This window comes from Streptomyces sp. NPDC001204 (genome assembly GCF_053598035.1).
Window position 1 is genome coordinate 238,011 of sequence record NZ_JBSFJL010000007.1, and the last position, 17,949, is coordinate 255,959.

The 17,949-nt window shown below is 73.6% G+C and carries 16 protein-coding genes and 1 pseudogene; 10 read left to right on the forward strand and 7 right to left on the reverse strand.

All coding sequences use genetic code 11. The features are described from left to right. Positions 1-24 precede the first annotated feature (24 nt). Positions 25-699 (reverse strand): bifunctional DNA primase/polymerase, encoded by a 675-nt coding sequence (locus ACWC91_RS13030; RefSeq protein ID WP_225074646.1) that lies wholly within the window; start codon positions 697-699, stop codon positions 25-27. A 328-nt stretch (positions 700-1,027) separates the two neighbouring features. Here ACWC91_RS13030 and ACWC91_RS13035 point away from each other — a divergent pair, with 328 nt between their 5' ends. Then, the gene (locus ACWC91_RS13035; protein WP_225074647.1) at positions 1,028-2,413 is read left to right on the forward strand and encodes a transcriptional regulator; all 1,386 of its coding nucleotides are present in this window, start codon (positions 1,028-1,030) and stop codon (positions 2,411-2,413) included. Between the two features lie 188 nt (positions 2,414-2,601). Next, a complete protein-coding gene (locus ACWC91_RS13040) occupies positions 2,602-4,239 on the forward strand; it encodes a hypothetical protein (protein WP_450725895.1) in 1,638 nt (545 codons plus the stop codon). Between the two features lie 22 nt (positions 4,240-4,261). Here ACWC91_RS13040 and ACWC91_RS13045 read toward each other — a convergent pair whose 3' ends face one another. Beyond that, positions 4,262-5,563 (reverse strand): ABC transporter substrate-binding protein, encoded by a 1,302-nt coding sequence (locus tag ACWC91_RS13045; protein ID WP_450643897.1) that lies wholly within the window; start codon positions 5,561-5,563, stop codon positions 4,262-4,264. 117 nt (positions 5,564-5,680) lie between these two features. On the opposite strand from ACWC91_RS13045, the gene ACWC91_RS13050 reads away from it, so the two are divergent. After that, entirely contained in the window at positions 5,681-6,181 is a 501-nt protein-coding gene (locus ACWC91_RS13050) for an SCO4402 family protein (protein ID WP_225074650.1), read from the forward strand. A gap of 46 nt (positions 6,182-6,227) precedes the next feature. Then, on the forward strand, positions 6,228-7,112 hold the full coding sequence (purU, locus tag ACWC91_RS13055; RefSeq protein ID WP_225074651.1) for a formyltetrahydrofolate deformylase: 885 nt from the start codon (positions 6,228-6,230) through the stop codon (positions 7,110-7,112). Between the two features lie 47 nt (positions 7,113-7,159). On the opposite strand, the pseudogene ACWC91_RS13060 reads toward purU, so the two are convergent. Next, positions 7,160-8,322 (reverse strand): annotated as a pseudogene (locus ACWC91_RS13060) (maleylpyruvate isomerase N-terminal domain-containing protein). Then, positions 8,319-8,900, reverse strand: coding sequence for an RNA polymerase sigma factor (locus tag ACWC91_RS13065; protein WP_225074653.1), 582 nt, complete (start codon positions 8,898-8,900; stop codon positions 8,319-8,321). Before ACWC91_RS13065 ends, ACWC91_RS13060 begins: the two are co-directional and overlap by 4 nt. A 416-nt stretch (positions 8,901-9,316) precedes the next feature. Between ACWC91_RS13065 and ACWC91_RS13070 the strand changes: the two genes are divergently transcribed. The 3 genes from ACWC91_RS13070 (at position 9,317) to ACWC91_RS13080 (ending at position 11,555) form a co-directional block, all read left to right on the forward strand. Further along, positions 9,317-9,685, forward strand: a complete 369-nt coding sequence (locus ACWC91_RS13070; protein WP_225074654.1) for an STAS domain-containing protein — start codon at positions 9,317-9,319, stop codon at positions 9,683-9,685. A 143-nt stretch (positions 9,686-9,828) separates the two neighbouring features. Further along, positions 9,829-10,341, forward strand: a complete 513-nt coding sequence (locus ACWC91_RS13075) for an EF-hand domain-containing protein (RefSeq protein ID WP_281154131.1) — start codon at positions 9,829-9,831, stop codon at positions 10,339-10,341. 704 nt (positions 10,342-11,045) lie between these two features. After that, positions 11,046-11,555, forward strand: coding sequence for an ATP-binding protein (locus ACWC91_RS13080; protein WP_376503614.1), 510 nt, complete (start codon positions 11,046-11,048; stop codon positions 11,553-11,555). A 381-nt stretch (positions 11,556-11,936) separates the two neighbouring features. Here ACWC91_RS13080 and ACWC91_RS13085 read toward each other — a convergent pair whose 3' ends face one another. Next, complete coding sequence (locus ACWC91_RS13085; protein ID WP_450643896.1) at positions 11,937-12,950, reverse strand: GlxA family transcriptional regulator; 1,014 nt, start codon at positions 12,948-12,950, stop codon at positions 11,937-11,939. 72 nt (positions 12,951-13,022) lie between these two features. On the opposite strand from ACWC91_RS13085, the gene ACWC91_RS13090 reads away from it, so the two are divergent. Beyond that, complete coding sequence (locus ACWC91_RS13090; protein ID WP_450643895.1) at positions 13,023-14,336, forward strand: MFS transporter; 1,314 nt, start codon at positions 13,023-13,025, stop codon at positions 14,334-14,336. A gap of 46 nt (positions 14,337-14,382) precedes the next feature. Here ACWC91_RS13090 and ACWC91_RS13095 read toward each other — a convergent pair whose 3' ends face one another. Continuing rightward, positions 14,383-15,597 (reverse strand): flavin-containing monooxygenase, encoded by a 1,215-nt coding sequence (locus tag ACWC91_RS13095; RefSeq protein WP_225074658.1) that lies wholly within the window; start codon positions 15,595-15,597, stop codon positions 14,383-14,385. 141 nt (positions 15,598-15,738) lie between these two features. Here ACWC91_RS13095 and ACWC91_RS13100 point away from each other — a divergent pair, with 141 nt between their 5' ends. Then, positions 15,739-16,341: a GNAT family N-acetyltransferase gene (locus tag ACWC91_RS13100; RefSeq protein WP_376503595.1), complete on the forward strand. Its 603-nt coding sequence runs from the start codon at positions 15,739-15,741 to the stop codon at positions 16,339-16,341. Between the two features lie 40 nt (positions 16,342-16,381). After that, entirely contained in the window at positions 16,382-17,260 is an 879-nt protein-coding gene (locus tag ACWC91_RS13105) for a GNAT family N-acetyltransferase (protein WP_450643894.1), read from the forward strand. Between the two features lie 6 nt (positions 17,261-17,266). Here ACWC91_RS13105 and ACWC91_RS13110 read toward each other — a convergent pair whose 3' ends face one another. Then, complete coding sequence (locus ACWC91_RS13110; protein WP_450643893.1) at positions 17,267-17,932, reverse strand: pyridoxine/pyridoxamine 5'-phosphate oxidase; 666 nt, start codon at positions 17,930-17,932, stop codon at positions 17,267-17,269. Between the last annotated feature and the right edge of the window lie 17 nt (positions 17,933-17,949).

Here is a 17,949-nt window from a genome sequence, read left to right on the forward strand (position 1 = left end):
GCCGGGGAGCGCGTACCGGAACGGCTACCGGTCCCTGCCGCACGCGTACGCCAGCGGCGGGACCAGTTCGCCGACGTCCGGCAGCCAGCGATTCGCCGGCGTCGGCCGGCAGGCCCACTGCACCGCCCGCGCGCCGTACCGCGTGGGCGGCGCCACCACGTACGCGCCTTCTCCGAGGGCGGCCAGGTCGAGCGAGGCCGGCGACCAGCCCAGCTTCCGTACGAGGTCCGGCAGTTTCACGGACGTGCCCGGCAGCACGAAGAACTGCATCCGCCGCTCGGGGGTCAGGATCACCGGGCCCAGCGCCGACCGCATCCGCTCCAGCCGGGCCAGCGCGAGGAACCCGGCCGTCTCCGGCACGGAGACCGCGTCGAACGTACGGCCCGTGGGCAGCAGGACCGACGCCGTCGGCTGCTGCTCCCACATCCGGCGCGCCACGCTCGCGCTGCCGGTCGCCAGGGACGCCCATCCCTCGTGCACCGGATGCGCGCCGGGCGCAGTGCACCGGGGGTCCCCGCAGGAGCAGCGCTGCACCCCGCCGACCGCCACCAGCCAGGTGCCGGGGAACACGTCCCAGTGGCGTTCCTCGGTGTAGCGAACGGCTGTCTCCAGCAGCGACTCCCCGCGCTGCTGGGGAATGTGACCGGCCGCCCGACCGGCGCTCCATGCGGCTTCCGCGCCCGCGATCTTCTCTTCCACGCCCCACTCAACTGCCGCGCCCACCTGGAGTTACGGGCGGGTCTGGTGGTCGGACGCGCCGGGGAGGAGCACCCCCTCGGTGCCCGGGGCGCATGGGTGCATGTGTGGGGGCGCGCAGGAGGATCTCCGGCGGCGGCTGGGTAGTTCGGTGGGGGGCGGCATTCGCCTTCACCCCGGCAATCCTCACATGTCCCGCATTTTCGGTATGTCCACGGGGCATCGATCTTCACGGCCGGAGTTCTCCGCCGGGGCGCGGATCGCGTCCGGCCGCGCAAGAGCCGTCAACTCGGTGCGCGGGCAGGCACCGCAGCTTCAGGGGGTTAACGCCATGGCCGCCAGGCCTCTCGTCGCGCGGCAGCCGAACGAACGGCTGCAGGCGCTCATCCAGGAAGCGGGCTGCTCGAACGCCGGGCTGGCCCGCAGGGTCAACATGTGCGGCGCCGAGCACGGTCTCGATCTGCGCTACGACAAGACGTCGGTGGCACGCTGGCTGCGCGGACAGCAACCGCGCGGACGGGCCCCGGCGATCATCGCCGAGGCGCTCGGCCGCAAGCTCGGCCGTACGGTCACGATCGACGAGATCGGCATGGCCAACGGCAAGAACCTCGCCTCGGGCGTGGGTCTCCAGTTCTCGCCGACGGTGCTCGGAGCCATCGAGCAGGTCTGCGAGCTGTGGCGCAGCGACGTGGGCCGCCGGGACTTCCTGTCCGGCTCCGCCGTCGCCGCCTCCGCGCTGGTCGAGCCGAGCCGTGACTGGCTGATCTCCGCGCCGGACCCGCAGGTGGCGCGGGCGGCGGGGTCGCGGGTGGGCCAGTCCGACGTGGCCGCCGTACGGGCCATGACGCAGGCGCTGGTCGACCTGGACCACAGCCACGGCAGCGGGCATGTGCGCCCGGTGGTCGTGCACTACCTCAACAGCGTCGTCTCCGGGCTGCTCGCCGGCTCCTACCGGGAGGCGGTGGGCCGCGATCTGTTCGCCGAGGTCGCCCGACTCACCGAGCTGGCCGGGTACATGGCCGTCGACACCGGCCAACCGGGCCTGGCCCAGCGGTACTACATCCAGGCGCTGCGGCTCGCCCAGGCGGCCGGGGACCGCGGCTACGGCGGCTATGTGCTGGCCGCCTCCATGAGCCATCTCGCCGCGCAGCTCGGCAACCCGCGGGAGATCGCCCAGTTGGCGCGGGCGGCGCAGGAGGGCGCGCGCGGTCGTGTGACGCCGCGCGCGGAGGCGATGTTCCACGCGGCCGAGGCGCGCGGGCACGCGCTCATGGGCGACGCGCGGGCGGCCCAGCTGTCCGCCGGGCGGGCGGTGAGCGCGCTGGAGGCCGCTCAGCCGCACTCCGGGGACGACCCGGCGTGGATCGCGCACTTCGACGAGGCGTATCTCGCCGACGAGTTGGCGCACTGCCACCGGGACCTGGGGCAGGCGGAGGCGGCGGCGCGGGCGGCGGAGGAGTCGCTGGCCGGGCATCCCGCGTCGCGGGCGCGGCGGCGGGCCATCGGCTATGTGCTGCTCGCCACAGCGCAGGTGCAGCAGCGGGAGGTCGAACAGGCTTGCAGCACCGGCCTGAAGGCGGTGGAGCTGCTGCGGACGCTGCGGTCCAACCGGGGCGCGGAGTACCTGGAGGACTTCCAGCAGCGCCTGGAGCCGTTCCAGGACGAGCCGGTGGTAAGGGAGTTCGGGGCACGGCTGGAGACGCGGGTGGCGGCGTGACCGCGCGCTCGTGTTCTCCCTTCTCGTGTTCTTCGTGAGACCCGGGACATGAACAGCGTGCCGGGGGCGGGTTTTGTTACTGCCGTCACAGGGAAGGAGGTCTCGTCCCCTGCTGCGTGGCACGGGGCTCGGGGGACCCGGTAGCGTGAGCCGACGATTCCGAAGGTCCCCCATTCGTAGGAGTCCCGGTGACGCAGAGTGGACAGGGCGAGGAGCCCTCGGCGCGACCCGCGCACGAAGGCATCGTGCTGCCCTCCGACGGCGGTGAGCCCTTGCTGCCGGGCATGACCGGCGGTTCGGGCGGCCATCCGGCCGGAGTGCGGCCGGGCGGTCAGGCCCCGGCGGCGGCCCCGGCCGGCGGTCAGGCCTGGGGCCAGCCGTGGGGCCCCGGCCAGCAGCAGCCCCCGCAGCAGGACCAGGGCTGGCAGCAGGGCTGGGGCTCTCCGGAGCCGTACCAGCAGCAGGGCCAGTGGGACGCGCAGGGCCAGGCCCCCCAGCACCCGGGCGCGGGCCCCCTGCCCCCGGAGAACGCCCCGTCCCACGGCACCCCGCCGTACCAGCAGCCCGGCACCGACCCCTACGGCGCCCCCGCGCACCCCGGGCACGGGCTGCCGCCCGCCGGTGGCGACCCCTACGGCGCCTCCGGCCACTCCGTGCCGCAGGGCGCGGCGCACGGGCTGCCGCCCGCCGGCGCCGACCCGTACGGCGCCCCCGGCCACTCCGTGCCGCACGGGATGCCGGGCGGCGACGAGGGAGCGACGCAGTTCATCCCGCCGGTCCCCGGTGGATCCGCGGCCGAAGGGGCCACCCAGTTCCTGCCGCCCGTGACAGGCGCGGCGGTGGACGAGGGGGCGACACAGTTCATCCCGCCGGTGGGGCCGGGTGCCCTGCCGCCGGAGGCGTCCGGCGGCGGGCCGGCCCCGTACCCGGGCCAGATACCCCAGGGCGCCGCGCCCGGTCACCACCCCGACGCCGAGGCGACGCAGTTCATCGCGCCCGTGGACGCCCAGGGGGGCGGGCGGCAGACGCCCGCCGAGTTCGACAACCTCTTCCGCAGCGACGCCGGTGGCGCGGCCCCGGCGACCCAGCAGCTGCCCCTGCTCCAGAAGGGTCCGCCCGACCAGCCCCAGGCCCGGCCCGTGTCCGCCCCGCCCGGCGGGTACGACGGCGACGGCGGCCGGGGAGGCCGGCGCACCGGCTCGCGGGTGCCGGTGATCGCGGCCGTGGGCGTCGGGATCGCCGTCCTCGGCATCGGCGCCGGGGCGCTGCTCAGCGGCGGCGACGGGGACGGCGACAGCGGCGACAAGAACACCACCGTCGCGGCCACCGCGCCCGTCACCGAGGACGCCTCCCCCTCGCCCGCCGCCGACCCGGCCCGGGCGCAGGCGGTCGAGCTGGACAAGCTGCTGGCCGACAGCGGCAGCAGCCGCGCCTCCGTGATCAAGGCGGTGGCCGACGTCAGGAACTGCGACAACCTCGGCCAGGCGGCCTCCGACCTGCGCAGCGCGGCCGAGCAGCGCAAGGGCCTGGTCACCCGCCTGGGACAGCTGTCCGTCGACCAGCTCCCCGCCCACGCCGAGCTGACGGCGGCCCTCAACAAGGCCTGGAAGGCCTCGGAGTCGGCCGACCTGCACTACGCGGCCTGGGCCGACCAGGCCCACGGCAAGAAGGTGTGCAAGAAGGGCCACGCCCGGGACACGGGTGAGACCAGGGCCGGCAACCGCGAGAGCGGCGTCGCCACCGCGGAGAAGGCCAAGGCCGCCCAGCTGTGGAACACGATCGCGAAGACGTACGGCCTCACCCAGCGCCAGCCGACCCAGCTGTAGGAGCCGGCCGGCGCGCTGCGGCTCAGCCGGCGTCCTCGAGCGTCTTCGCCACGTTGACGAATCCCTTCGTGGCCGGCACCAGCCGGCCCTGCCGCACCGTCTGAAGGGACACGTCGGCGTTGGTGAGGCGGGCGAGACCGGTGGCGGCGAGCAGGTCGGAGTGGCGCCACCGCAGCGGCGGGGTCAGCCCGCCGGTGCGGACCTCCAGCCCGCCGTCGAGGGCGCGCCGCACGGAGGAGGCGCTCACCTCCCCGTCGCCGATCTGTTCGAGGACGGCCCGGAGCACCGTGTAGGCGATCCACGTGGTCTGCACTCCGGCGTCCTCGGGATCGACGCGGTTGTCGCCGAAGGCCGCCTCGTTGATCACCTTCTTCATCCCGTCCCAGCGCGAGTCGCTCGCCACCGGGTACCAGCCGGTGAGGTACGACCCCTCGTACGGGCCGGACCGCCCGCCGCCGGCGTCGATCACGGTCTGGTCGACGCTGCCGAGCACGGCGGCGGTGCGCACCTGCGGATAGGTGTCGCGCGCGCGGCGGAAGGAGTCCATGAAGATGTTCGTGCGCTCCCCGAGGGCGGGGATCACGCAGCCCGTCCGCGCCGGGTCGGCGCTCGCCTGCCGCAGCGCCAGATCGGCCTGGTCCAGGTACTCGGTGGCGTCCTCGGCGGCCCGCTGGTCGTGGGCCGGTTCGTGGCCGCCGGCCCGCAGTCCCGCGTTGAGCAGTCCGGGCAGCTCGTCGCCCGCGATGGTGTCGGGCCGTACCAGCGTCACCGGGCCGCAGTGCGCGGCGAGCTCCTTGCCCAGACCGGCCAGCAGGGCGGGCTGGCCGCCGTTGACGGGGTAGGACAGGGCGCGGGTGAACTCGGTGGTGGTGACGCCGTAGCCGCCGATGTACGGGATGCCGGCGCTCTCCAGGGGCGGGAAGAAGGAGTCGCTGTACTGGCTGTACGAGCCCACGACGGCGACCGCGTTCTCCTTGACGGCGCGCCGGGCGCACTTCGCCGCGGCCACGCTGTCGTTGCCTTCGTTGCAGGTCAGGACGTTGAGCTTGCGGCCGGCGATACCGCCGTGGGAGTTCACCCAGCGGGCGTAGGCGCGGGCCATGGCGGGCATGCCGGGCTTGTTGGTCGCCCGGGTGTTCTCCGGCGCCCACGTCATCACGGTGACGGAACCGCCCCCGGAGCCCCCCGTGGCACCGGGGACGATGCCGCAGCCGGCGGCGAGCGAGGCACCCGCCAGGAGAGCCCATGCCGGCAGCAGGGTTCTTCTCACGGACCGGGTGAGGGTGGGGAGGAATGTGCCACGGGAGCTTCGCCTGCCGGTCATGCTCACGCACGATTCCGTCACATCACCAACCCGTTGATGACTCTCGGTCAACGAGTGGTGACGTATGGGTGAATTACGGGGGCAGGTGGGGCCCCTGGGGCGGGGAACGTACGATCGATGACCGTGCAAGGTTCGGAGAACTCTTCCCGTCGCGGCCGTCGCTCCTCCACCATGGGCGGCATGCCACTCAACGACATGCCGTGGTGGCGCTGGCGCAGCAATGTGCGTTCCGCGCTGCACATGCTCTCCGACCCGGTGTTCCAGCGGGACGTCTGGCTGGCAGGCGTCGAAGGGTACGGCGACGTGACCGACGCCGTCTACCGCCTGGTCGAGGACACCTGGCTGGACAACTGGTCCGCCGAGAAGTACGTCGGCACGATCTTCCGGGACTCCCAGGAGGCGGCGCTCGTCGACACCGCGGTGCTGCGGGTGCTGCGCATCATGCACCAGGTCGGCCCGGACGCGCCGGTGTCCGCCTACCTCGACCATCACGCCTGGCCGGAGGCGGTGCGGGCGGCCCGTGACGCGCATGTGCGCCTCGCGGCGAGCGACGGCGACGAGCCGGACACGCCGCCCCGCAGCCTGGAGGTGCTGCGGATCATGACGCGGTCCGCTTAGCGGACGACGGACCCCGCACGGGCCCGGACGTGAGACCCTGTCCCGCATGAGCGAGCAGCCCTCCCGCGCCGCCGCGGCGCAGGCCGAACAGTACGTCCTCATCCTCTCCTGCCCGGACAAGCAGGGCATCGTGCACGCGGTGTCCAGCTACCTGTTCATGACGGGTTGCAACATCGAGGACAGCCAGCAGTTCGGCGACCACGACACGGGGCTGTTCTTCATGCGGGTCCACTTCTCGGCCGACGCGCCGGTGACGGTCGACAAGCTGCGCGCCAGCTTCGCGGCGATCGGCGACTCCTTCGGGATGGACTGGCAGATCCACCGGGCCGACGAGAAGATGCGCGTCGTGCTGATGGTCAGCAGGTTCGGGCACTGCCTGAACGACCTGCTCTTCCGCGCCCGGATCGGCGCGCTGCCGGTGGAGATCGCGGCGGTGGTGTCCAATCACACCGACTTCGCCGAGCTGGTGGGGTCGTACGACATCCCCTTCCGCCACATCCCGGTGACCAGGGAGACCAAGTCCGAGGCCGAGGAGCGGCTGCTCGAGATCGTGCGCGAGGAGAAGGTCGAACTGGTCGTCCTCGCCCGTTACATGCAGGTCCTCTCCGACGACCTGTGCAAGCAGCTCAGCGGCCGGATCATCAACATCCACCACTCCTTCCTGCCGAGCTTCAAGGGCGCCAAGCCGTACCACCAGGCGCACGCCCGGGGCGTGAAGCTGATCGGCGCGACGGCGCACTATGTGACCGCCGACCTCGACGAGGGCCCGATCATCGAGCAGGAGGTCGAGCGGGTGGGCCACGACGTCGACCCGGACCAGCTGGTCGCGATCGGCCGGGACGTGGAGTGCCAGGCGCTGGCGCGCGCGGTCAAGTGGCACGCGGAGCGCCGGATCCTGCTGAACGGCCGCCGGACGGTGGTCTTCGCGTAGCGCGGCCCGGGGAGGCCGCCGCCCGTGATGCCGGCCCGCGGCGGTCTTCACATGCGGCTGAGCGCCGCCGCCGCGCACAGCACGTCCCGGATCGCCTCACGGTCGCCGACCTGACCGGCCGCCGCCTCCCGCGGGGCCACGTGACCCGCCGCCAGCCGGCAGAACTCCACGCCGTCCAGCGCCACATGGGCCACCTCGTGGTCCGCGGACCCCACCGCTCCGGGGGAGTCGAGCGGGATCAGCCACTGGCCGCCGCCCAGCCCCTCGACCTCCAGCCGCAGACTGCGCCCGGGTTCGCCCGCGGTCACCAGGTGCCGGGCGGGGGCGGGGGAGGCGAACCCGGCCTGCCGCCGGGCGGCCAGCACGCCCGGCAGCATCCGGGCGGCGAGGTCGATCATGCGATGCAGATGGCGCGGGGCCGGCGGGTCGTACGGGTAGTCCACCGCCTCCGCGATGTCCTCGGCATGCACCCAGCACTCGAAGGCGCGGTCCAGCATCGCGTCGGGCAGCGGCAGTTCGAAGGCGCCGTACGGCACCGGCGGCTCCTTCGCGCCGTTCGCGGCGAAGGAGACCGTCCGCACCAGGGCGTGCGTCTGCTCCCGCCACGGCGTCCGCACCGAACGCGCCGGCGGGGAGTGCGCGGCCCGCCAGTACGCCTCGGTGCGTTCCGCGGGGGTGGGGCCGTCCGCGGCGGTGGTCGCGTCGCCGAGCGGGTCGTCCAGGCCGAGTGCCACCGCGACCAGCCCGTCGACGCTCATCAGATGCGCGATGACCCCGGCGACGGTGGTGCGGCGGCTGGTGGCGTCCTCGCCCTCGAACCACCGCAGCCGCACCGGCGCGTGCCACTCGGAGTCGCCTATGTCCTGGAGCAGCGCGTCCAGGCGCGCGGTCTCCGCGTCGTAGGGCGCCGCCCAGCCGGGCACCGGGAGGTGCGGCGGCCGCCGTTCGAGACAGCTCTCCAGACCCGTGTGCGCAGCCCCGGGTCCAGGTCGAGGGTGTCGGGCCGGTGCAGCAGTCCGACCGCCTCCCGCAGCCCCAGCGCCTCCTCCGCGCAGTCGCCGCACTCACCGAGGTGCTCCTCCACGGCCGCCGTCTCCTCCGGCGAACACGCGGCCAGCGCCCACGCCCCGAGCAGCGACTTCAGCACGTGATGCTCCAGCACACCCCGGTCCTTCGGCTCCGCCGGTTCCTGGGGGTCGTTCCGGGTCATGCGGCGCCTCCGTAGCCGGAGGGCGCGTCGGGGGTGTCCGTGTGATGCGCGGTGGACAGGAGCTGGAGGCCCAGGCGGAGGCGGCGGCGGGCCTCGTCCTCGGTGACGCCGAGGTCGGCGGCGGTCTGCCGGTAGTCGCGGCGCTGGAAGTAGGCCAGTTCCAGGGCGGCGCGCAGCGGGGCCGGCATGGCGTGGACGATGTAGTCGGCGCGGGCGGCGGCGGAGGCGCGGCACACCCTGTGCTCCAGTTCCTCGGCGGAGCCCGGCCCGCCGCGGGCCAGCGCGGCGGTCTCGGTGGTGCGCAGCCGCCGCACGGCGAGCCGGTGGGTCAGCCCGGCCACCCAGGCGCGCAGCGGGCCCTGCCGGGGGTCGTAGGCGTCGGGGTGCTCCCAGACGTGGGCGAACACCTCACGGGTGATCTGGTCGGCGGCCCGCTCGTCGCCCAGGACCCGGTGGGCCAGACCGTGCACGAGCGAGGCGAAACGGTCGTAGAGCTCACCGAGGGCGGCCGCCTCTCCACGCACGAGCCGCTGCTGCATTCCGCGGTCCCAGTGGGGCGGTGAGTCCTTCTTCGCCATGCGGCCCCCTCCGCCCCCGGTCGTGCCGCGACCTGCGTCCCGGTCCGTTCCCGTCCGGCGTGTGTGTCCAGCGTGTCCGACGTGGTCTCCCCGAATGTAGTCGGCATGCCCGACAGCGCACGCCCCTTTATGACAATGCGCGCCCCCTGAAGAGCCGCTGGTGGTAGGGGAAGCCAGGAGTGTTATGACCTTTGTCAGGTGACTTGGCCCTTCTGTCCCGCCTGGTCTTTCGCTTTCAGGTCAACTCGGATCGAACACGATCGAAGGTGACCGAAACAAGCCCCTGACCGAACGGTCTCGGTTTGCTCTACGGCGTTTGGGGGAACGGCCGCTGGGCAGCCGCGCGGAGAGAAGCGTAGGGACTGGTTCCGTTTCCGGGCGGTTCCGGGGAAGTTCCGGCTGACGGAGGGCGGGCCGTGGCGTTCAAGGTGACCGACGACGAACAGGGCGAGTGGAGCGTGCTCCGGGTCGCCGGCGAACTGGACCTCGTGACCTCGCCGGTGCTGCGCCAGAGAGTGCACGAGGTGGTGGCCCAGGGGCGTCACGACCTCGTCCTGGACCTCTCCGAGGTCTTCTTCTGCGACTCCAGCGGCGTCGGCGTGCTCATCGCCGCCCGCCGTCTGATCCGCTCCTGCCAGGGCCGGCTGCGCCTGATACTCCCGGCCCGCGGCGCGGTCGACGGCTCCCACGTCAACCGGGTCCTCGGCGCGCTCGGTGTCCGGCGCCTCTTCGACGTCTACCCGGACGTCGCGGCCGCGGTGGACGACGAGCCGCTGTCCGCCTGACCGGCCGGCCCTCACGAGTCGGGCGCCGTTGTCCCGGAATTCCCCCGGTCTTGGCACAACCGTGGTTTTGGTGCCCCGGACCGCCCTTCCCGTCGTACGCTCCCTGCCAGACGCAACCCCACACGTAAGGCGGCCCGTAAGACATGGTCAGCAGCGAGTACGAGCGCAGGATCGCGGCGCGGTTCGCCACCTTCGACCAGGACGGCAACGGCTACATCGACCGCGAGGACTTCATCGTGGCGGCCCGCTCGCTGCTCGCCGAGTTCGCCACCGCCGCCCGCTCCGACAAGGGCCAGGCCCTGTACGCGGGAGCGGAGGCCTTCTGGCAGGGCATGGCCGGGATCGCCGACCGCGACGGCGACCAGCGCATCACCCGGGAGGAGTTCGTGACCGGCGCGGTCAAGCGCCTGCGCGACAACCCCGAGCGGTTCGCCGAGATCGCCCGTCCCTTCCTGCACGCCGCCCTGGCCGTCGCGGACGCCGACGGCGACGGCGCCGCCACCATCGAGGACACCGTGCGTGTGCTCCGGGTCCTCGGAGTGCCCGAGGGGGCCGGCCGGCCCATCGCCGCCGCGCTCGACACCGACGGCGACGGCAGGGTGGACGAGCAGGAGATCGTGCCCGCCCTCGCCCGCTACTTCACCGTCCCCGAGTAGCGCCCACCCCACCACCGCAGCCGAACAGCCCTCGAACGGCCGGTACTTGAGCCCCCTCCGTGGAGCCTCATGCCGCGGAGGGCGTTGTCACGCGTGCGTAGCGGCCGGGTCGCGCAACACGCCCGGGCGCGTGAGCAGTTCGGAGCGGGGATCGGTGCCTTCCGGGCCGTGCGGCAGGCCGCGGCCCAGGCCGCCGGTGGACCTCGCGGGCATCGGGGCGGCCAGGCCGCCCGCGCACGTGCCCGCCTGTCGTGCCCGCCTGTCGTGCCCCGTGTGGTGACATCGGCGGTCCGGGACGGCTCCGCCGACGTGGTCTCCCGGGCGCGAATGTCACCGATCGTGGCACCGCTTCATCACGGAGCGTCGATGTCGGGCGGTGTCCCGCGCGCGACTCGTCACGTCCCGGAGTCGCCGTCGTGCTCGGGTACCTTGTGTGGGATGCGAGTGGTTCCGAGCCCGAGCCATCCCATGACGAGCGTCGCACAGTATGCCGCACGGGTACTCCTTCGCGCTGGAATATGCCCGAAGCGCTTGTTGCGGTGACGGTACGTCAACCATGCTGTCTCCCAAGGGAGTCACGTTCCGTGACCCTTTGCTCTGGCTGTTGTTCTGGCCATGCAGAAAATGGCTACGATCGTGGCCTCGTGAGGCGCGAGGCTGTGTGTCCGCCGGTTCGGATGGTGTGAGCGGTGCAGGTGCTTCAAGTGCAGCTGGAGATCCGGCCCGACCCCGCGGAGGTGGGGCGAGCCCGGCGTTGGGCCCGCTCCCGGCTCGCCGGGTCGGGGATAGCGGCGGACGAGCCGCTCGCCGAGACCCTGGTCCTGCTCGTCTCCGAACTGGTCACCAACGCCGTGGTGCACACCGGTTGCCCGGCCGTGCTGCGGCTGTTCCTGTCCGGGGAACCGGCCGGGGCGGCCACCGTGCGCCTGGAGGTGGCCGACGCCAGCACCCGGGCTCCCGTGCCGCGCTGCCCGGGTGACGAGTCGACCGGCGGTCGCGGCCTCGCCCTTGTCGACGGCCTCGCCGACCGGTGGGGCTGGTGCCCGGAGGGTGTGGGCAAGCGCATCTGGTGCGAACTCGACCGCTGTGCCACGGCGGTGGGCGCGGCGGAGACGGCGGCGGCGAGCAACTGCGGCCGCACGGCCCCGGCGTACGAGGGCCTGGCCCACGGGGCCTACGGGGCCTACGGGGGTCTGGCGTACCGGGCGGTGTAGGGCGGGTGTCCCGGTGTCCCGGCGGCGAGGCCGTGCGCCGGGACATGCTTCTGTGCGCATCCCCTTGCGGTGGGGCATAACGGGTAAATCGTCGAGGCGGTGTTGACGCGTCGTGTTCGCTTGATCACGCTGGTGGGCAGCGATTCGCCGCGAGGGGACGACGAGGGCTGGGGCACCGGAAGTCCTCGACGAGTGCGGGTCGTGATGTCGGCGCCGGCCGGTCCCTTCAGGGTCCGAGGGGGTGGGACCGGCGCGCCGGGATCGGAGGGCGGCGCGCGCCGCCGTGTTCGGGGCGGACAGGGGCGCGCCGCCAGCCGGGTTCGGCCTGCCCTTGGGGGCGCCCGGACGCTTGTCCACAAGCTGTGGACAACCCGCCGGGCGTCAGACCTCCGCCCCGGTCCGCGCGGAGCCGCTCACCCGGAAGGTCCGCCGGTAGGTCGTCGGCGTCACCCCGAGCGCCGTCTGCAGATGCTGCCGCATCGACTGGGCCGTGCCGAAGCCGGCGTCCCGGGCCACCCGGTCCACGGACAGGTCCGTGGACTCCAGCAGGTGCCGGGCCCGCTCGACGCGCTGCTGGGTGAGCCACTGCCCCGGACTGACCCCGGCCTCCTCACGGAAGCGCCTGGTGAAGGTCCGTACCGACATCGCCTCCCGCGCGGCCATGTCCTGCAAGCGGATGGGCTCGTGCAGGCGGCCCAGCGCCCATGCGCGCGCGGTGGTCGTGGTGGCCAACTGCGGGTCGGGCACCGGCCGGTGGACGTACTGCGCCTGACCGCCGTCGCGGTGCGGCGGCACGACGGTCCGCCGGGCCACCTCGTTGGCGACCGCGGTGCCGTGGTCGCGGCGCACCATGTGCAGGCACAGGTCGATCCCGGCCGCGACGCCCGCCGAGGTCAGCACGTCGCCGTCGTCGATGAACAGCACGTCCGCGTCCACCTCGACCTGTGGGAAGACCCGCTGGAAGCGATCGGCGTCGGCCCAGTGCGTCGTGGCGCGCCGCCCGTCCAGACGCCCCGCCGCGGCCAGCACGTACACGCCCGTGCAGATGGAGGCGAGCCGGGTGCCGGGCCGGATGTGCGCCAGGGCGGCGGCCAGCTCCTCGGTCAGCACCCCCTTCTCGTAGACCGGGCCGAGTTCGTACGAGGCCGGGACGATCACGGTGTCGGCGGTGGCCAGGATCTCCGGCCCGTGCGGCACGTGGATCGAGAAGTCGGCGTCCGTGTCCACCGGCCCGGGAGGGCGGATCGAGCAGGTGACGACCTCGTACAGATGCCGTCCGGCGGCGTCCACGGGCCGTCCGAAGATCCGGTGCGGGATGCCCAGCTCGAAGGGCAGCAGCCCGTCGAGGGCGAGGACGACGACGCGGTGCGCGCGGAACTCCGTGGTCCTGTCCATGGCCTGATCCTAGCGAATGATGTCCTTCGGGCCAGTGGAGGAGATCCGGGCCGGTACCGGAAGCTCTATGGCGTGACCCAGACAACCGAACCCGCGTCCGCCAGCGCGGCCCGCCCGCCGTCCGACCGCCGTGCGGCCCGCGTCCACCGAGCGTGGTTCGTCGCCGCCGTCACCTTCGTCACGATCACCGGCGCCGCGGCCTTCCGTTCGCTGCCCGGCCTGCTCATCGACCCGCTGCACCAGGAGTTCGGCTGGTCGCGGGGCACGATCGGCGCCGCGGTCTCGATCAACCTCGCGCTGTACGGACTCACCGCGCCCTTCGCCGCCGCGCTCATGGACCGCTTCGGCATCCGCCGGGTGGTCGCCGCCGCGCTCACGGTGATCGCCGTCGGCTCCGGCCTGACCGTGTGGATGACCGCCGCTTGGCAGCTGTGGCTGTGCTGGGGCCTGCTGGTCGGTCTCGGCACCGGCTCGATGGCGCTCGCCTTCGCGGCGACGGTCACCAACCGCTGGTTCACCGCGCGGCGCGGCCTGGTCACCGGCATCCTCACCGCCGCCTCCGCCTCCGGCCAGCTGATCTTCCTGCCGTTCCTGTCCTGGACCGTCCAGTCGCACGGCTGGCGCCCGGCCGCCGTCACGGTGTCGCTCGCGGCCCTCGCCGTCGTCCCCTTCGTCTGGCTGCTGCTGCGCGACCATCCGGCGGACGTGGGCGTCAAGCCGTACGGCGCCGACGAGTTCGTGCCGAAGCCGGAGCCCGTGCCCGGGGCCGCCCGCCGCACCCTGGCCGTCCTGTCCTCGGCGGTGCGCACCGGCCCCTTCTGGCTGCTGGCCGGCACCTTCGCCATCTGCGGCGCCTCCACCAACGGCCTGATCCAGACCCACTTCGTGCCCGCCGCCCACGACCACGGCATGCCCATCACGGCGGCCGCCTCGCTGCTCGCGGTCATCGGCGTGTTCGACGTGGCCGGCACGATCGCCTCCGGCTGGTTCACCGACCGCTTCGAACCGCGCCGCCTGCTCGCCGTGTACTACGCGCTGCGCGGTGTCTCGCTGCTGTTCCTGCCGATGCTGCTCGCGCCCAGCGTGCACCCGCCGATGATCTTCTTCATCGTCTTCTACGGCCTCGACTGGGTCGCCACCGTGCCGCCCACCCTCGCCCTGTGCCGGGAGCACTACGGCGAGGACAGCGCGATCGTCTTCGGCTGGGTGCTCGCGTCCCACCAGGTCGGGGCCGCCCTGGTCGCCTACCTCGGCGGCCTCGCGCGGGACGTCTTCGGCTCCTACGACGTGGTCTGGTACGCCTCGGGCGCGCTGTGCGCCGCGGCGGCCCTGATGGCGCTGGTGATCAGGCGGCGGCCGGCGGTTCTGAACCCCGCGGCCGTGTGAGGCCTCCGGCGGCAGCGCTTCCGGCAGGGCGTCGGGGATCGGATCGTCAGTCCGGCAGCCGGGAGACCCGGCGGCCGCCCTTGCGGGCGTTCTCCTTCGCGATGGCCCCGGCGATCCTCTCGGCGTCCAGCGCCAGTTCGCGGAGCATGCCGCTGATGGGGTTGGTGAAGCCGGTGAAGTACAGGCCGGGCGCGTTCTTCGGCGTGCGGCGGCCGCGGACGACCGGCCTGCCACGGGAGTCGAGCACGTCCAGATGGCCGACCAGCCCTTCCAGGGCGCGGACGTAACCGGTGGCGGCGACGACGGCGTCCGGCTGGATGCGCGTGCCGTCGGCGAGGAGGACCTTGCCGCTCTCGAAGCCCTCCACGGCGGCCACGATCTCGACCCTGCCCTTGCGGACCGCGTCGACGAGACCGGCGTCCTGGACCGGGATCGAGCCCTCCTCGACCCGCGAGTACAGGCCGGTGCGGGGACGCGGCAGGCCGTGCGCGGAGAGGTCCGGCACGCTCAGCCTGGCGAGCGGTCGCGCGAGCACGTCGACGAGCCGCACCGGCAGCCGCCGTACGAGCACCCCGGTGTACTGGGCGGCCCACCCGGCGGTCGACCGGCGCACGATGTGCGGGGCGGTGCGCACCGACAGCCGTACGCGTGAGGCCCCGCCCTCCACCAGGTCCACGGCTATCTCGGCGCCGGTGTTGCCGACGCCGACGACCAGCACGTCACGCCCGGCGTACGGCTCGGCGTTGCGGTACTCGCGGGCGTGCACGAGTTCGCCGGGGCCGCCCTGGTACGTCTCCCGGCCGGACCAGTCGGGCACGCGGGGCGTGTGGTTGTGGCCGGTGGCGACGACCACCGCGCCGCCGGTCAGCTCCCGTCCGCCGGAGGCGCGCAGCAGCCAGCCGGTGCCGTCCGGCGCGGGCTCGACGCGGGAGACCTCGACGCCGGTCACGATCTCCAGCCGGTGGTGCTCGGTGTACTTCTCCAGGTACCGCACCACGTCCTCGCGCGCGACCCATCTGCCGAACCGGCGCGGCATCGGCAGTCCGGGCAGCGCGGACAGGCGCCGGGTGGTGTGCAGGCGCAGCCGGTCGTAGTGCCGCCGCCACGACGCCCCGACCCGGTCGGACTTCTCCAGGACGACCGCGCGTATCCCCCGCGCGCGCAGCGCCTGCGCGGCGGCCAGCCCGCCCGGACCGCCGCCGATGACGTAGACGGGACGGTCGGCGTGCCGCGCCGCGGAGGCGGTGGTCGAGTCGGTCATGAGCGCGAGAGTAATCGCCCATCTGATTGATGGGTCGCGGTCAACGCGGGAATCGGTTGCAGGTTGATCACAACCGGAGGACCGTACGTTCACAACTGAACGACTGTGCGGTCCGGGTACGCGGCGGTGTCTAATGGGCCGGTGACCACCGACCTTCGTGACCCCGGGGACCTCGCGACCGTACGGACCGCGGGGCACGGGCTGCTGCTGCGTCCGTGGGACCCGGAGTCCGACGCCGACGTACGGGCGTGGCTGCGCGGCATCACCGACCCGGAGTTCCGCCGCTGGAACACACCGCTCGTGCCCGTCACGGACCTCACCGGCGCCCGCGACTCCCTGCGGGCACGGGCCGCGCGTGCGCGGGAGGGCTCGGACGCGTCCTTCGTGATCGAGGACGCCGGGAGCGCCACGACGCTCGGGCACATCGGCGTCAACGACATCCGCCCGCGGCTCGGCGTCGCGAGGATCGGCTACTGGGTCCTGCCCGAGGCCCGCGGGCGCGGGGTCGCCACCCGGGCGCTGAAGCTGGTGGCGAGCTGGGCGTTCGGTGAACTGCGCCTGCACCGGCTGGAGCTGGACCACGCCGTCGGGCACGGGGCGTCCTGCCGGGTCGCCGAGCGCTGCGGCTTCCGGTGCGAGGGCACGATGCGCGGCGCGATCTTCGAGGCGGAGCGCCGCGACGCCTTCCGGGACGCGCACCTGCACGCGCGTCTGGCCACGGATCCGGAGCCGGACGCCCCTTAAATTCGTGGGCGCCGGACGGCCGTGGACGGGACCATGGGGCATGACTTCCGGGACGACCACCGATGACTGGCACCTGACCGACGACGTCGAGCAATTCTGGGCGCGCGGAGGGGAGTTCCTCCGCTCGCGGCCCGCACCGCACACCGTGCACCTGACGGTGACGGAGAACCTGCGCTCGCGCGGCGCGCGGGTCTACGGGGACGCCGACCCCGAGTTCGGCCTGCTGGCCGGAGAGGACGGGGCGGCGGGTGTGCGGGCGGCCTTCCTGCGCACGCCGCCTCATCCGGTGGTGCTCACCCCTCTGACCGAGGAGGAGGCCGCCGTGCTGGCGGCGCGGCTGGCCGGTCCCGGACGCGAGGTGTCCGGTGTGTCGGCGGACCGCGACACCGCCGCCGCGTTCGCCGGGGCCTGGCGTCACCTCACCGGCGTTGAGGTCTCCCTGCGGCAGCGGATGCGGCTCTACCGGCTGGGCGAGTTGACCGTGCCGCACCCGGTCCCGCCGGGCCGTGCCGCGGTGGCGGGCGAGGCGGACCGGAAGCTGCTGGCCCGGTGGTACGAGGAGTTCTGCGCCGCCGTCGGTGAGACGGCCGTCCAGGACGCGGGGAAGTGGGCCGACGAGCGCGTCCGGCGCGCTGACGTCATGCTCTGGCAGGACCCGGACGGGACACCCGTCGCCATGGCGGGGACGACTCCGAAGGTCGCCGGGCAGGTGCGGGTGGCCGGTGTCTACACACCGGCGCATCTGCGGGGGCGCGGGTACGCGGGCGCCGTCACGGTCGAGGTCAGCCGCGCGGCGGTGGAGTCGGGGGCCGAGGAGGTGCTGCTGTTCACCGACCTCGCCAATCCGACCAGCAACGGCCTCTACCAGCGGATCGGTTACCGGCCGGTGTCCGACTTCGCGGTGTACGACTTCGGCTGAGCCGGGTCAGGGCCACAGCAGTTCGCGGGCCCAGCCGTCCGGCGTGCGGCGGTAGCGGAGCCGTACGTGGCGGCGCTGGGCGTCGCCCTGGAAGAACTCGGCCTCGGTGGGCCGGAGCCGGTAGAGGGTCCAGGAGGGGACCTCGGTGTCCGGGGCGCTCCGGGCCCGCTGCCAGGCCGACTCCGAGGCCCGGGCCAGCTCGTCCAGGGAGTCCAGGACCTCGCTCTGACGGCCGGTGAGAGCGGCGGCCAGAGCGCCTGTCGAGTGGGCGTGCAGGTCCGAGTGGGCCTCTTCCGGCGGGGCGACCGTGACCGGGCCCCGGACGCGGACCTGGCGCCCCTGGACCGGCCAGTAGAAGGCGAGGGCGGCGTGCGGACGGGCGGCCAGCTGGCGGCCCTTGCGGCTGCCGGCGTGGGTGGCGAAGGACCAGCCGGTGGCGTCCGCGCCGTGCAGCATCACGATGCGGACGTCCGGCCGGCCCTCCTCGTCCGTCGTCGCCAGCGACATCGTGTGCGGCTCGGGCTGCCCGGCCGCCGCGACCTCCGCCAGCCACCGTGCGAAGAGGGGCAGCGGGGTGGCGGGCGCCGTCGAGGGGTCGAGGGCGGGCAGTTCGGTGAACTCCGGGTCCCAGACGCGAAGTGACGTCAGCAGCTCGTGAAGATCCGGTTCCATGCCCCGAGTATCACCCC